Origin of the sequence: Micromonospora sp. NPDC047707 (genome assembly GCF_040704235.1) — a bacterium.
Lineage (GTDB): Bacteria > Actinomycetota > Actinomycetes > Mycobacteriales > Micromonosporaceae > Micromonospora.
The window spans coordinates 12,480-26,986 of the sequence record NZ_JBEYSU010000008.1; the positions used below are offsets into that span (position 1 = coordinate 12,480).

General features: G+C 74.4%; 12 protein-coding genes, 1 pseudogene and 1 riboswitch. Of the genes and pseudogenes, 9 read left to right on the top strand and 4 right to left on the bottom strand.

Features of this window, described 5'->3' with window-relative positions; genetic code table 11:
- The first annotated feature begins 14 nt into the window (after positions 1 to 14).
- From AB0873_RS11360 to AB0873_RS11395, 8 genes are all read left to right on the top strand, one after another.
- On the top strand, positions 15 to 1,304 hold the full coding sequence (locus AB0873_RS11360) for a lysine N(6)-hydroxylase/L-ornithine N(5)-oxygenase family protein (RefSeq protein WP_366599557.1): 1,290 nt from the start codon (positions 15 to 17) through the stop codon (positions 1,302 to 1,304).
- Positions 1,301 to 1,870, top strand: a complete 570-nt coding sequence (locus AB0873_RS11365) for a GNAT family N-acetyltransferase (protein WP_366599559.1) — start codon at positions 1,301 to 1,303, stop codon at positions 1,868 to 1,870. Before AB0873_RS11360 ends, AB0873_RS11365 begins: the two co-directional genes overlap by 4 nt.
- Positions 1,867 to 3,651: an IucA/IucC family siderophore biosynthesis protein gene (locus AB0873_RS11370; RefSeq protein WP_366599560.1), complete on the top strand. Its 1,785-nt coding sequence runs from the start codon at positions 1,867 to 1,869 to the stop codon at positions 3,649 to 3,651. Before AB0873_RS11365 ends, AB0873_RS11370 begins: the two co-directional genes overlap by 4 nt.
- On the top strand, positions 3,648 to 5,297 hold the full coding sequence (locus tag AB0873_RS11375) for an MFS transporter (protein WP_366599561.1): 1,650 nt from the start codon (positions 3,648 to 3,650) through the stop codon (positions 5,295 to 5,297). The genes AB0873_RS11370 and AB0873_RS11375 overlap by 4 nt, the downstream gene beginning before the upstream one ends.
- Before the next feature lie 88 nt (positions 5,298 to 5,385).
- Entirely contained in the window at positions 5,386 to 6,555 is a 1,170-nt protein-coding gene (locus tag AB0873_RS11380; RefSeq protein ID WP_366599562.1) for a siderophore biosynthesis protein, read from the top strand.
- Positions 6,552 to 8,171, top strand: coding sequence for an IucA/IucC family protein (locus AB0873_RS11385; protein ID WP_366599563.1), 1,620 nt, complete (start codon positions 6,552 to 6,554; stop codon positions 8,169 to 8,171). The genes AB0873_RS11380 and AB0873_RS11385 overlap by 4 nt, the downstream gene beginning before the upstream one ends.
- The gene (locus AB0873_RS11390; protein ID WP_366599564.1) at positions 8,168 to 9,766 is read left to right on the top strand and encodes an IucA/IucC family protein; all 1,599 of its coding nucleotides are present in this window, start codon (positions 8,168 to 8,170) and stop codon (positions 9,764 to 9,766) included. The genes AB0873_RS11385 and AB0873_RS11390 overlap by 4 nt, the downstream gene beginning before the upstream one ends.
- Complete coding sequence (locus tag AB0873_RS11395; RefSeq protein WP_366599565.1) at positions 9,763 to 10,908, top strand: alanine racemase; 1,146 nt, start codon at positions 9,763 to 9,765, stop codon at positions 10,906 to 10,908. Before AB0873_RS11390 ends, AB0873_RS11395 begins: the two co-directional genes overlap by 4 nt.
- A gap of 17 nt (positions 10,909 to 10,925) precedes the next feature.
- Here the strand turns inward: AB0873_RS11395 and AB0873_RS11400 are convergent.
- A pseudogene (locus AB0873_RS11400) lies at positions 10,926 to 11,649 on the bottom strand (DUF2470 domain-containing protein).
- 33 nt (positions 11,650 to 11,682) lie between these two features.
- On the opposite strand from AB0873_RS11400, the gene rpsD reads away from it, so the two are divergent.
- Entirely contained in the window at positions 11,683 to 12,291 is a 609-nt protein-coding gene (gene rpsD, locus AB0873_RS11405) for a 30S ribosomal protein S4 (RefSeq protein ID WP_366599566.1), read from the top strand.
- 133 nt (positions 12,292 to 12,424) lie between these two features.
- Here rpsD and AB0873_RS11410 read toward each other — a convergent pair whose 3' ends face one another.
- Genes AB0873_RS11410 through AB0873_RS11420 form a run of 3 tightly spaced genes read right to left on the bottom strand, consistent with a single transcriptional unit; the run spans position 12,425 to position 14,235 of the window.
- On the bottom strand, positions 12,425 to 13,249 hold the full coding sequence (locus AB0873_RS11410) for a (2Fe-2S)-binding protein (RefSeq protein WP_366599567.1): 825 nt from the start codon (positions 13,247 to 13,249) through the stop codon (positions 12,425 to 12,427).
- Positions 13,250 to 13,999 (bottom strand): CbtA family protein, encoded by a 750-nt coding sequence (locus AB0873_RS11415; protein ID WP_366599568.1) that lies wholly within the window; start codon positions 13,997 to 13,999, stop codon positions 13,250 to 13,252.
- A 17-nt stretch (positions 14,000 to 14,016) separates the two neighbouring features.
- Positions 14,017 to 14,235 (bottom strand): CbtB domain-containing protein, encoded by a 219-nt coding sequence (locus AB0873_RS11420; RefSeq protein WP_366599569.1) that lies wholly within the window; start codon positions 14,233 to 14,235, stop codon positions 14,017 to 14,019.
- A gap of 31 nt (positions 14,236 to 14,266) precedes the next feature.
- Positions 14,267 to 14,427: riboswitch (cobalamin riboswitch) on the bottom strand.
- Positions 14,428 to 14,507: the final 80 nt, after the last annotated feature.

Here is a 14,507-nt window from a genome sequence, read left to right on the forward strand (position 1 = left end):
CGCTTGGAGACCCGATGTCGACCCACGACTTCATCGCCATCGGGCTGGGCCCGTACAACCTGGGCCTGGCCTGCCTCACCGCACCGATCGACGACCTCGACGGGGTGTTCCTGGAGACCCGGGACGGCTTCGACTGGCATCCCGGGATGCTGCTCGAGTCGACCCGGCTGCAGACGCCGTTCATGGCCGATCTGGTGACCCTCGCCGACCCGACCTCGCCGTACTCCTTCCTCAACTACCTGAAGGAGAGCGGGCGGCTCTACCCGTTCTACATCCGGGAGAGCTTCTTCCCCCTGCGCGCCGAGTACAACGACTACTGCCGGTGGGCCGCCGCGAAGCTGCCGAACCTGCGGTTCGGGCACACCGTCACCGCCGTGGAGTACGACGAGGCCGACGACCGCTACGTGGTGCACGCCGACACGGCCGACGGCACCGCCACCTACCGGGCCCGCCACCTGGTGCTCGGCACCGGAACCCCGCCGTACGTCCCGGACGCCTGCGCGGGTCTCGGCGGCGACCTGATCCACAACTCCCGGTACCTCGACAGCCGGGACGCGCTGCGGGCCAAGCGGAGCATCACGGTCGTCGGCAGCGGGCAGAGCGCCGCCGAGATCTACCACGACCTGCTCACCGACATCGACACGTACGGCTACCAGCTGAACTGGGTCACCCGGTCGCCCCGGTTCTTCCCGCTGGAGTACACCAAGCTCACCCTGGAGATGACCTCACCGGACTACGTGGACTACTTCCACGCCCTGCCGGAGGAGACCCGCTACCGGCTGGAGTCCGACCAGAAGGGCCTGTTCAAGGGGATCAACTCCGACCTGATCAACGACATCTACGACCTGCTCTACGCCCGCAGCCTCGACGGCCCGGTGCGGACCCGCCTGCTGACCAACACCGAGCTGACCAGCGCCGCCCACGACGCCTCGACCGGCCGGTACCACCTGGGTCTGCGCAACGTCGAGCAGGGGCGGGACTTCACCCTGGACACCGAGGGCCTGGTCCTGGCCACCGGCTACCACTACCGGGTCCCCGAGTTCCTGGAGCCGGTCCGCGACCGGCTCCGCTGGGACTCCCACGGCCGCTTCGACGTCGCCCGCAACTACAGCATCGACCACACCGGCCGCGTCTTCCTCCAGAACGCGGGCACCCACACCCACAGCATCACGTCGCCCGACCTCGGCATGGGCCCGTACCGCAACTCGTGGATCATCCGCGAGCTGACCGGCCGCGAGCACTACCCGGTCGAGAAGGCCATCGCCTTCCAGGAGTTCGGCGCGCCCGCGGGGGCGATGTCATGACCGTGTTCACACGGCACGACGACCGGCTCGGAAAGTTCGCGCTGCGCCCCCTCGACGCCGACGCCGACGCGGCGCTGCTGCACGGCTGGGTCACCCATCCCAAGGCCGCGTTCTGGCTGATGCAGGACGCCGACGTGGCGGCGGTCGCCGAGGAGTACCGGAGGATCGCCGCCCACCCGCACCACGACGCGTACCTGGGTCTGTGGCGCGGCGCCCCCGCCTTCCTCGCCGAACGGTACGACCCCGCCCGGGTCGAGCTCGTCGGCCGGTACGACGCCGCGGACGGCGACGTCGGCATGCACTTCCTCTGCGCCCCCACCGACACCCCGGTGAGCGGCTTCACCCGCGCGGTGATCACGACCGTCATGGCCTGGCTCTTCGCCGACCCGGCGACCCGGCGGGTCGTCGTCGAGCCCGATGTCCGCAACACCGCGGTGCACGCGCTCAACGCCGCCGTGGGCTTCACCGTCGTCGGCCCGATCCGCAAGCCCGAGAAGGAGGCCCTGCTCAGCGTCTGCACCCGCGAGCAGTTCCTGGCCGCGACCCGAGGAGGGGTGCCCGCGTGAAGGCCACCGCATCCGTGGACCATCTGACCCCCGACGCCTGGGCCACGGCCAACCGGCTGCTGGTGCGCAAGGCACTCGCCGAGTTCGCCCACGAACGTCTCATCACCCCCGAGCCGGCCGGCGCCGGGCGGTGGGTGGTCCGCAGCGACGACGGCACGGTGGCGTACCGGTTCGCCGCCCGGCGCCTCGCCCTCGACCACTGGCAGGTCGACGCCGACAGCATCAGCCGGCACCGCGACGGCGACGAGCTGCCGCTGGACGCCGTCGACCTCTGTCTCGACCTGCGCGACGCGCTCGGCCTCACCGACGCGATCCTGCCGGTGTACCTGGAGGAGATCACCTCCACGCTCGCCGGCACCGCGTACAAGCTCGGCAAGCCCCCGGTGAGCGCCGCCGAACTCGCCCGGGCGGACTTCCAGGCCGTGGAGACCGGCATGACCGAGGGGCACCCGTGCTTCGTGGCCAACAACGGCCGCATCGGTTTCGGGGTGCACGAGTACCACCGCTACGCCCCGGAGGCCGCGGCGCCCGTCCGGCTGCTGTGGCTGGCCGCCCACCGCGACCACACCACCTTCACCTGCGCGGCCGACCTGGACTACGACGCGCTGGTGCGGGCCGAGCTGGGCGCCGACACGGTCGACCGCTTCGCGGGTACCCTCACCGGCCTCGGCCTGGACCCGGCCGACTACCTGCTCATCCCGGTGCACCCGTGGCAGTGGTGGAACAAGCTGGCGGTCACCTTCGCCGGCGAGGTCGCCCGCCGCCGGCTGGTCTGCCTGGGCGAGGGACCGGACGAGTACCTCGCCCAGCAGTCGATCCGCACGTTCTTCAACGTCACGGAGCCGACGAGGCACTACGTCAAGACCGCGCTGTCGGTCCTGAACATGGGCTTCATGCGCGGCCTGTCCGCCGCGTACATGGAGGCGACGCCGGCCATCAACGACTGGCTCGCCGACCTGATCGACAACGACCCCGTACTCAAGCGGACCCGGCTGTCGATCATTCGGGAGCGGGCCGCGGTCGGTTACCGGCACCGCCAGTACGAGGCCGCCACCGACCGCCACTCCCCGTACCGGAAGATGCTGGCCGCGCTCTGGCGGGAGAGCCCGGTCGCCGGCCTGGAGCCCGGCCGCCGGCTCGCCACCATGGCCTCGCTCCTGCACGTCGACCGGGACGGCCGCTCGCTCGCCGCCGCGCTGGTCGCCGAGTCCGGGCTGGCGCCGACGGCGTGGCTGCGCCGCTACCTGGACGCCTACCTGGTACCGCTGCTGCACAGCCTCTACGCGTACGACCTGGCCTTCATGCCGCACGGCGAGAACGTCATCCTCGTCCTGCGCGACGGCGCGGTCGAACGGGTGGTCTTCAAGGACATCGCCGAGGAGATCGTGGTGATGAACCCGGAGGCGGACCTGCCGGAGCCGGTACGCCGGATCCGGGCCACCATCCCGGAGGACGAGAAGATCCTGTCCATCTTCACCGACGTCTTCGACTGCTTCCTCCGCCACCTCGCCGCCATCCTGGACACCGACGGGACCATCGTCGAGGAGGACTTCTGGCGGACGGTCGCCGAGTGCGCGCTCGACTACGCCGACAGCGTCCCGCACCTGGCCGACCGGCTGCGCCGCCACGACCTGTTCGCCGAGGAGTTCACGCTGTCCTGCCTCAACCGGCTCCAGCTGCGCAACAACCAGCAGATGGTCGACCTGGCCGACCCGTCGGCCGCGCTCCAGTTCGCCGGCACCCTGGCCAACCCGCTCGCCCCCTTCGCGCCGACCCGATGAGCGCCGACCCGGTGGCCGCCGCGGCGGCCGGCCCGGCCAACCACGGCGGACCGGCCGCCGGCCCGTCCGGCGACGCGCCACCCCGGTCCCCCACCCGGTGGCTGATCCTGGCCGTGCTCTGTCTGGCCCAACTCGTCGTGGTGCTGGACAACACGGTCCTGACCGTGGCGGTGCCGGTGCTCACCACCGAGCTGGGTGCCAGCACCGCCGACGTGCAGTGGATCATCAACGCGTACGCGCTGGTGCTGTCCGGGTTGCTGCTCAGCGCCGGCAGCGCCGCCGACCGGTACGGGCGGCGCCGGATGCTGCTCGCCGGGCTCGTCCTGTTCGGCCTCGGCTCGCTCGCCGCCGGGCTCGCCGGTTCCGGCAGCCAGTTGATCGCCGCCCGCGCGGGCATGGGTGTCGGCGGCGCCCTGCTGGTCACCGCCACCCTCGCGGTCGCGATGCAGGTCTTCGACGCAGCCGAGCGGTCCCGCGCGATCGGCATCTGGGCGGCCACCAGCGCGCTGGGTTTCGCGGCCGGGCCACCGATCGGCGGTGCCGTGCTCGCGCACCTGCCCTGGGGCGCCATCTTCCTGATGAACATCCCGATCGTGCTGGTCTGCCTTCTCGTCGGCCGGGTGCTGATACCCGAGTCGCGGGATCCGGCCGGCGGACGGCTCGACGTGGGTGGGGTGGTGCTGTCCACCGCCGGCCTGACCGCGGTCGTCTGGTCGATCATCTCCGGACCGGAGCGGGGGTGGGCGTCGGCCGAGGTGCTCGGCGCGGGCGCCGCCGGCGTGCTCCTGCTGGGGCTCTTCGTTCACTGGGAGCGGCGGGTCCCCGACCCGATGCTCGACATGCACTTCTTCCGGGACCGCCGCTTCGTCGGCGCGACCTCCGGGGTCGTCCTGATCACCTTCGGTGCCACCGGCGCGCTGTTCCTGCTCACCCAGCACCTGCAGTTCGTCCGCGGCTACCCCGCCTGGGAGGCGGGTCTGCGGATGGCGCCGTTCGCGCTGTCCATCGTGCTGCTCAACGTCACCGGTGCCGCCGCGGTGGCGATCCGCCGGCTCGGGTTGCCGGCCGCGATCGCGGTCGGCATGACGCTGCTCGCGGCCGGTCTCCTGCTCGTCACCCACGCCCCCGCCGACGGCTACGCGGTGCTGCTCGGTGGGCTGCTCGTCATGGGTACGGGCTGCGCGCTGGCGAACCCGGCGATCGTCGAGGCGGTGATGAGCGCCATCCCGGCACAGAAGGCCGGCGCCGGGGCCGGTGTCGACGGCACCATGACCGAGGTCGGGAGCAGCCTCGGCATCGCCGTGCTGGGCGCCGTACTGAACGCCCGGTTCACCGCCCTGCTGCCGGCCGCGCTGGTCGGCGCCGGATCGTTCCCGGCGGCCCTCGCCGCCGCCGGCTCCGGTGCGGACCGTGAAGCCGTCACCGTCGCCTTCGCCGCCGCGCTGGAGACCGGCCAGACGGTGGGCGCCGCCGCCGTCCTGGTCGGCGGCCTGGTCGCCGCCGGACTGCTGCGCCGGGCGGAGCGGTCCGGCTCGCCCGACCACGCCGTCGCGCCGCCACCCGTCGCGCCGCCACCCGTCGCGCCGCCACCCGTCGCGCCGTCGGGCGTCGTGCCGTCGGGCGTCGTGCCGGCGGTTGACGGCTGACCGGGACACACCCGACAGAAGCTCGCAGACCAGGAACATTAGGGTAGGCTGCCCTAATCAGCATGATCGGCCAGTCGACGGAGGCGGGATGCGGCTGTACCTCACCGCGCTCAACCCCACCGACGCCGTCCTGGAAGGATTCCTCCCGGCGGCCGCCTCACTCGGACTGCCGGTCACCGTGCTGACCGACCGGCCCGAGCAGTGGCCCGCCGGCACACCGGTAGCCCGGTGCGCCGTCCGCGACGCGACCGCCGTCGTCACGGCGGCGGTCCGACCGGCGGCGCTGCTGTCCAACAGCGACCACCTCCAGGAACCGACCGCGATCGCCGCCCGCAAGCTCGGCCTGCCCGGCAAGGACCCCGACGCCGCCCGGCTCTGCAAGGACAAGGCCGCGGCCCGCCGCGCTGTCGCCGCCGCCGGGTTCGACCTGGTCCGCGCCGTCGCCGTCGACCCCGGCACGGCACCCGACGTGCCGGAGGCGATGTTCCCCGCCGTGGTCAAGCCCCGCGACGGCGTCGCCAGCGAGGACGCCTATCTGGTGACCGACCCCGGCGAGCTGGCCGCGCGGATCGACGGGATCCGCCGCCGCCGGCCCGAGGTCGCGCTGGTGGTCGAGGAGTACCTGGCCGGTGAGCTGCGGACGTACGACACCCTCGGCGACGCCGCCGGCCTCGCCGTCCTCGGCGGGTGGCACACCGGCCTCGGCCCGCCACCGACGTTCACCGAGACGACCCTCGACTGGTCTCCCCCGGCGGAACGGGACGACGTCGAGCTACGGGCCCGGCTCGACGTGCTCGGCGTACGCTTCGGCGCCTGCCACACCGAGTACGTCGTCCAGGACGGCCGGGTGCGGCTGATCGAGGTGAACTACCGCCTGATCGGCGACCGGATGGACCTGATCCTCGCCGAACTGCTCGGCGTGCCGCTGTTCGAACACGTCATCCGGCTGCACCTCGGTGAGCCGCTGACCGCCCTCGACCTGCCCGTACCGGCCGCGGTCGCCCGGCACGCCCGCGTCGAGTACGTCTGCGCCGACCGGTCCGGCCGGCTCACCGCCGCTCCCGGCCGGCTGGACACCGTCCGGGACGGCGTCCGGCTGGCCTGCCGGCCCCTGCGCGAGGTGGGCCGGGTCGCCCACCGCACCGGCACCAACCGCGACTACCTCGCGGCGCTGCACGCCATCGGCCCCGACCGGGAGACCGTCCGGACCGCGCTGGCCGCCTTCCGACGCGGCCTGCGGTGGACGATCGTCGCATGACCGACGACAGCGAACGGCAGGTTTTCCGCCGGGTGCTCGACGCCCTGCTGCGCGAGGACCACCTCGGTCTGTCCAGCCGCGGCCGACCGGACGGCCCCGGCTGGTGGGCGGCGCGGCACCCGGCCGGGCTGCTGCGCATCCCGGTCCGCGCGGACGGTTTCCAGCAGGCCCTCCGCAGCGCCGCGCCCGTGCTGCACGTCCTCGCCGATGGGACCGTCCGCGACGTGGACACCGTGGACGGTCTCCTGGCACTGCTCGCCCCGCCCGACGACCCGGAGGCCGAATCCGGCTGGGCGGCGTTCACCGTCGAGTGCCGGGCCGACCTCGCGGCCCGCCGGCTCGCCGCCGGGGCCCGGCGGCGGGTGCTCGCCGCCGTCGCGGCCGAACGCGCGGAAACCCCCGCCGGCATGCCGGCGGCGCTGCTCGACGACGTGCTCGCCGCGTACGCCGGCCATCCGGTCTACCCCACCGACCGCTGCCGGCACGGGCTCGGTGACGAAGAACTACGCCGCTACGCCCCCGAACACGCACCCCGCTTCACCCTGCGCTGGTACGCCGCTCGCGCCGGGGCGGTGCGGCTCACCGGCGACCTGCCCGGCTGGTGGCCGCCGGCCCGGCGGCCCGACCGGGTGCTGATGCCGGTGCACCCGCTCACCGCGGAACGCTACCGGCTGCCGGCGACCGACCGGCCGGCGATCACCGTACGGCCCACCCTCTCCATGCGGACCGTGGCGCTCGCGCAGGACCCGTACACCCATCTGAAGCTGCCGCTGCCGACCGCGACCCTCGGCGCGCGGAACCGACGGACCCTGCATCCCGACACTCTCGCCGACGGCGCGGCGGTCGCCGGGCTGCTCGACCGGATCGCCGGCGCGGAACCGGCCTTCGCCGGCCGGATCCGGCACGCCGACGAGGGCACCTACGGTGACGCGGGCGGCGACGAGCGGCTCAGCTTCCTGCTCCGCCGCTTCCCGCGCGACCTGGCCGGGGTCCGGGTGGTGCCGGTCGCGGCCCTCGCCGCGCCCGATCCGCAGGCGGGCACCGTGCTCGAACGGCTCGGCGAACCGGTGGCAGTCGTGGAGTCCTACCTGGACCTGCTGCTCGACTGGCACGTGTGCCTCTGGCTACGGTACGGGGTGGCCCTCGAGGCCCACCCGCAGAACATTCACCTGCTGGTGCATCCGGACGGGACGGTCGGCCTGCTCTACAAGGACAACGACGGCGCGCGGCTGGACCCGCGCCATCGCGGGCCCGACGGACCACCGCTGCGGGACGGGCGGATGTGGGCACGCGATCCGCAGGAGCTGGCCGACGTGTTCATCACCATCACCCTGCACCTGGCCGCGGCGGCACCCCTGCTCGCCCTCGCCGCGCGCGGGCTGCCGGTACCGTCGCCGGCCGCCGCGCTGGCACCGAGGCTGGCGGCGGCCCGCGACCGCTGGGGCGACGGGCCGGCGGCACGGTTCTTCACCGAGCGGGTGTTACGCGCCGCCCGGCTTCCGGTCAAGGCGATGCTCACCGCCGGCACCCTGTTACCGAAGCAGCGGCTCGGCTGCGCCGACGTCAACAAGTACTACCGGCGTACCGGCCCGAACTACCTGCGGGAGACGCCATGACGGACACGGTGTCGCGACCTGGGCACTGCCTCGACACCGACCGGCGCGCCGACCTGGCCGCCGCCCACGCCGTCCTCGGCTGCCTGGTACGCGAGATCGCCCTGCCCGACGGCGACGTGACCGTGGGCGGGGGCGCGGTGGTGCTGCGGCTACGGAACTCCGACGCGACGCTGCGCTGCGCCACCGCCCGGGTGTCACCGCTCGGCGCGCACCGCTACGCCGGCCCGGTGCAGCTGCGGCTCGACGGCGACCGGTGGACGGACGTGGACGCGGGCCGGCTGGCCGGGCTGGTCGCCGCGGAACTCACCGCCCGCACCGGCCGGACGAACGACGAGTTCGTCGGGCAGGTGCGGGCCAGCCGGGACGCGGTGACCCGGCTGCTGGCCGATCGGCCGGACCGGGATCCCACCCCCACCGGGGAGCCCGCCGTCGACGCGTACGTGGAATCCGAACAGTCGCTGCTCTTCGGCCACCCGTACCATCCCGCCCCCAAGTGGCGCAGCGGCGACCCGGACAGCTGGCGGGCGTACGCGCCGGAGCTTCGCTCCGCGTTCCGGCTGCACTGGCTCGCGGTGCCGGACGACCTGGTCGCGGGCGCCGGGCCGTTCGATGCGCTGCTGGCGGGCCTCGACCCCCCGCGCCCGCCGGCCGGGCACCGGGTGCTGCCCGTGCATCCCTGGCAGCTGGCGCTGGTTCCGCCGGCACATCCCCGGGTCCGCCGGCTGGGCCCGGCCGGCGTCCCGGTACGCCCGACGGCGAGCGTCCGCACCCTCTACGCCCCCGAGGCCGACGTGTTCGTCAAGGCCAGCCTGCACGTGCGGATCACCAACTGCCTGCGCAAGAACGCGCGGTACGAGCTCACCGGAGCGGTCGCCCTGACCGAGCTGCTGTCCCGCCTGCCCATGCCGCCCGGGGTCGGGCTGCTCGCCGAGCCCGCCTGTCGCACGGTCGACGCTCCGGACGCCGACGAGGCGTACGGCACGATCCTGCGCACCGGTCTGCGCCCTCACCTGGAGCCGGGGGACACCCCGTTGCTGGCGGCGGCGCTGGCCGCCACGCCGCTCCCGGTGGCGGACCCGGTGAGCTGGTGGCGGGCGTACGTCGGGCTGCTGGTGCCGGCGGTGCTGGGCAGCTGGCTCCGGCACGGCGTCGTACACGAGGCGCACCTGCAGAACGTGGTCGCGGTGCTCGACGCCGAACGCCGCCCGGTGCGGATGCTGCTGCGCGACCTGGAGGGGGTCAAGCTGGACACGAGCCGGTGGGCCGGCTGGCCGGCCGGCGTCCCGTCGCAGGCCGCGTACGGGCCCCGGGACGCCCGCCGCCGCGTCGTCTACTGCCTGTTCGTCAACCACCTGGCCGGGATCTGCGGCGCGCTCGCCGATGCGCGGCCGGGCATCGAGCCGCTGCTGTGGCGGGAGGTCGGTGCGGTGGTCGAGGCGGTGGCCGCCGACCTCGGCGATCCTCCCGAACTGCGTGCGCTGCTGCGCGGCGAGCCACTGGTGGCCAAGGCGAACCTCCTGGTCCGGTGGCGGCGCGACGCCGACCGCGCCGCGCCGTTCGTGCCGGTGCCGAACCCGTTCGGTGGACCGCGGTGACCCGGCCGGTGTACGTGCACGACCTCGACGGGCTGGCCGCGCACGTCCGGTCCGTCCGGGCCGCCCTGCCGCGCCGGGTCGAGCTGCTGTACGCCGTCAAGGCGAACCCGGACCCGGGTGTGCTGCGGACCCTCGCTCCGGTCGTCGACGGGTTCGAGACGGCCAGCCGCGGCGAGCTGCGGCGGATGGCCGAGGTGCTGCCCGGACGGGCGCCGGCCGCGTACGCCGGGCCCGGCAAGACCGACGAGGACCTCGCCGCCGCCCTGGCCGCCGGGGTGGACCGCGTCCACGTCGAGTCGCCGGCCGAGCTGCGGCGCCTCGGCGCGCTGGCCGCCGCGGCGGGCACGTCCGCCCGGGTGCTGCTCCGGGTGAACCTCCCGGTGGCCGCCCCCGGGGCGAGCCTGGTCATGGGCGGCGGGCCCAGCCCGTTCGGGATGGACCCGGCCGACGCGGTGGAGTGCGTCCGCCGTCCGCCCACCGGCGTCGAGGTGCGGGGCGTCCACGCCCACCTGGCCAGCGGGCTGGACGCCGCGCTCGCCGGGGCGGTCGCCGCCGCCGTGGTCCGCTGGTCGGTCGCCGAGGTGGGGGCCACGGAGGTCGACGTGGGCGGCGGCATGGCCGTCGACTACGCCGACCCGGCGGCACGGTTCGACTGGGTGGGCTACGGCCGGGCGCTGGCGGACGTCCTCGACGCACACCCGCGGCTGCGGCTGCGCGTCGAGCCGGGGCGGTCGGTGACCGCCTACTGCGGGGCGTACCTCGCCGAGGTGGTCGATGTGAAGCGCTCGCGCGGCGAGTGGTTCGTGGTGGTGGAGGGCGGCACGCACCACCTGCGCACGCCCGCGGCGAAGGGGCATCCGCAACCGTTCACGGTGCACCGTCGGCGGGACGCCGACGGCCCCCGCACCGACGGCGGGCCGGTCACCGTGGTCGGGCAGCTCTGCACCCCCCGGGACGTCCTGTCCCGGTCGGCCACGGCGGGGCCGATCGGTGTGGGGGACGTGCTGGTCTTCGCCATGGCCGGGGCGTACGCCTGGAACATCAGCCACCGGGACTTCCTGCTGCACGAGCCGCCGGAGTTCCGGACCGGCGACCCGCACCGGGTGGCCGCCGAGTGGGCGGCCCGACCGTACCGGCCATGACCGGGCCGCCGGTCGGGTCAGCTCGGTCGCGTCCGGAGGCGGCGATGGCAGCCGTGGTCGAGCAGCGCGGCGATGCGCCCGCCGAGCTCGTCCGGGTGGCGCAGCGCGGGGGCGAATCCGAGCCGGACGTCGCGGTGGCTGCTCGCGCGCTCCAGCCGGAGCACGAGGCCGTGACGGTCGAGGCGGACCGGGACGACCCGCCGCACGCCGTGCCGGTGGCGTGTCGACCAGGGAGCAGAGCTGTTCGATCGTCCGGGGGTGGTGGCTGTCGAGGTGGCAGAGCAGCTCCGCCTCGTCGGCGGCGAGCGGGTCCGGTTCGGCGGCGGCGAACTCGGCGGGGTCGACCGTCGTGGCGGCCCCGCCGACGCTGAGCTCGGCGGCGGCGAGGTCGAGCACCACCGTCAGGTCCTGGCCGTCCCCGGTGTCCCGGACGGCGGCCGGGGTGAGCCAGCCGCTGAGCGTTGCGCGGCCCCGGACCCGCTCCCGGACCGGGGTCGGCGCCAGGTCGGTGACCTCGACGATCGCCACGACCTCGCGCTGCTGGGCGATGTCGGCGGCCAGCCGGCTGTCGACCGGCAGGTCGATCCGGACCCGGCCGCTCCCGTCCAGGCAGTGCCGGCCGACGAGATCCGCCCGGTGCCCGGGCGTCCGCAGCGCCAGCGACGAGGCCCCGGCGAGGATCGAACGCAGCCGCCGCGCGGGAGCGTCGGGGTCAGTGTTGCTCAACCTGCCACCTCCTATTAGGTTAGGCTAACCTTAGTAGAGAGGTGAAGCGTGAACCAGTCCCGCCCCAAGGTCAAGCGATCCCGCGCCCTCGGCATCCCCTTGACCCCGAAGTGCGTGCGCTACTTCGAACGCCGCCCGTTCCCACCCGGCCAGCACGGCCGGGCCCGCAAGAGCACCAGCGACTACAAGATCCGCCTGCTGGAGAAGCAGCGGCTCAAGGCGCAGTACGACCTCAGCGAGGGACAACTGCGGCGGGCGTTCACCCGGGTCGCCCGGCTCGAGGGCAAGACGGGCGAGGCGCTCATCGTCGACCTGGAGACCCGGTTGGACGCGCTGGTGCTGCGGGCCGGCCTGGCCCGGACGATCTACCAGGCCCGGCAGGTGGTGACGCACCGGCACGTGACCGTGAACGGGCACCGGGTCGACCGCCCGTCGGCGCGGCTGCGCCCGGGTGACGTCATCGCCGTCGCGGCCGGCAGCCGCACGAAGCCGCCATTCCTCGCCGCCGCGGCCGGCGCGCACGCTCCGGAGCGCCCCGCGCCCTACCTGGCGGTGGACCTCGCTGCCCTGACCGTACGGCTGGTCCGGCTGCCGCTGCGGCCGGAGGTGCCGGTGGTCTGCCAGGAACAGCTCGTCGTCGAGCACTACTCGCGCTGACGGCCCGGAAGGCGAGGGCGCTGACGGCAGCAGGCGTCGCGGCGACGGTGGCGGCGGCGCAACGCGCGGCGCCGCCGCCCACGACCGCGCGGTCAACCGGGTGAACCGCCCCGGCCGGGCACACGGCCACGGTTCACGCCGGCGGCTTCGCCGGCCCGGCCAGTACCGACCGCCAGTGCCGCCACCGCTGCGCCGGGGACGTCAACACGCAGTCACCGCACGTTCCGCCGCCCGGAATGCGGTAGTAGAGGCAGCAGTTTCGCCGCACCAGAAACCACCGGGCCCGGTTCGGATCCGGCCGGACCAGGTTGCCGGTGCCGGCAAGCGGCGGCAGCTCCAGCGCCCCCGCCAGGACCGCGCCGGCCCGCTCGGCGTGCGCCGGCGCGGCATCGGCGAGCACCCCGGCAGCGCCCGCCAGGGCGGAGGCGACGTTGCCCCACAGGACCTGCGGTGACAGTCGGAACCGGGCTCGGAATGCGTCCAGCAGCAGTCGCACCGGGCCCTGCGCCGCGGTCTCGACCAGCGCCGCCGAGACCGAACGATCGTCCAGGTCGCCGGTGGGCAGCACGTCGAGCGGGCCGTGCGCGAGCGGCCAGGGCCCGGCTGTGGGTGGACGCCACCAGAGGTCTTCCGGGCCCGCGATCGGCAGGGCACCACCCACGACAGCCGCCCCGAGCGGCGGGGACACCAGCCGCGCCGCCAGGCCCAGGAAGGTGACCGACGCGACGACGCGCACCGGCACGGCGTCCGCCGGCAGATCGCACCGCGTACGCAGCGTGGTGGCCGCCGCGTCCACCCGCTCGGCGAGGACGTCGCCGTCGAGCAGGTCGGTCAGTGGCCGCCAGCCCGCCCGGTCGAACCACGGGGACCAGGCGAAGAAGGGGCCCAGCACGGAGGCCGCCGCCAGCGCCTGCCGGGCGTCGCGTGGTTCGGACGGCGGTCGCGGCGGCGCTGCCACCTACCGGCCGGCGGCCACGGGCACCGGCTGCCGCGACAGGCGTGCGCCCCGCTCGGCCAGCAGGCCGAAGACCAGGCCGAGCGTCGTCCACACGACGAGTTGGGTACCCAGCGACGCCAGCCGGAAGTTCCAGAGCAGGATCGGCGAGAAGCCTTCCGGGACCTCCTCGATCGAGGGCAGCAGCGCCAGCGCGAGCCCGACGACCAGGACGAACGCGCCGGCTCCGACGAGGCCCGCGTTCCAGGTGCCGAGCCGGGCGACCTGCGCTCGGCCGAGGTATCCGCCGAGCGCCACCCCGGCGAGCGCGATCACCATCACCAGGAAGAACAGCGAGGTGCGTCGACCGATGGTGTCGGGGTCGCCGGTCGCCGGCGGGTTGGCCGGGTACTTGAGCCACGGCACCAGCGCGACCACCACGAACCCGGTGAGCGCGACCAGCACCGCGGTCGCCCGCGGGCCGAACCGACCGATCCGCCCGTAGGCGGCGGCGAACACCATCGCGAAGATCCCGCCGAGGGCGACGGCGTAGATGAGCGACGCGGTGAGCAGGCCGACGGTGCTCTGCACCGTCCGGCTGATGCCCTCCGGCTCGCCGGCCACGGCCGGCTCCGGTGCGGCGTTGGCCTCCTCGAATGCGATCGCCTGGTCGATCGGACCTTCACCGACGAAGTGGGCGAACACGAATGCCAGGAGTCCGGCGGCGAGGCCGGCGAGCATGCCGCGGACGAGCAGGGCGCGGGGTGACAGCATGGTTTCGGACCCGCCCGTCAGTGGCAGGGGAAGCCGAGCAGGTGACGGCCGTCGTGCAGGAACTCGTGCACGTTCGCACCGCTGACCACCTGGAAGACACCCTGCTCGGTGCCGACGAAGTAGAGCAGCACGAGGGCCAGCACCGTGCCGAAGAGCAGCCACGGCTGCAGCTCACGCCACGGAATGGCGACGGGCGGGGTGACCGGGCGGGGCAGGGCGGAAGACGGGCTGGACACGGGCAACCTCCTCGGGATCACGCGTCCCACAACGGGTTCCGGTGACGGTGGCGGGTCTGACTTCCGCGTCACCCCTTGCCTACGGGGTGGACGCGGTCACAGTGGCGCGACCGTGCCGGAATTGCACCGGCTTCCGCACACATCGTCGCCCCGGACGCTACGGTCGGCGACGCCACAATGTCAACTGTGGCCTCGCCGACCGCTGAGGGCCCGACCCCACTCCCCCGCCGAGCTGGCCGCTCTCCTCGCCCACGCGGAGCCGACGGCCGACG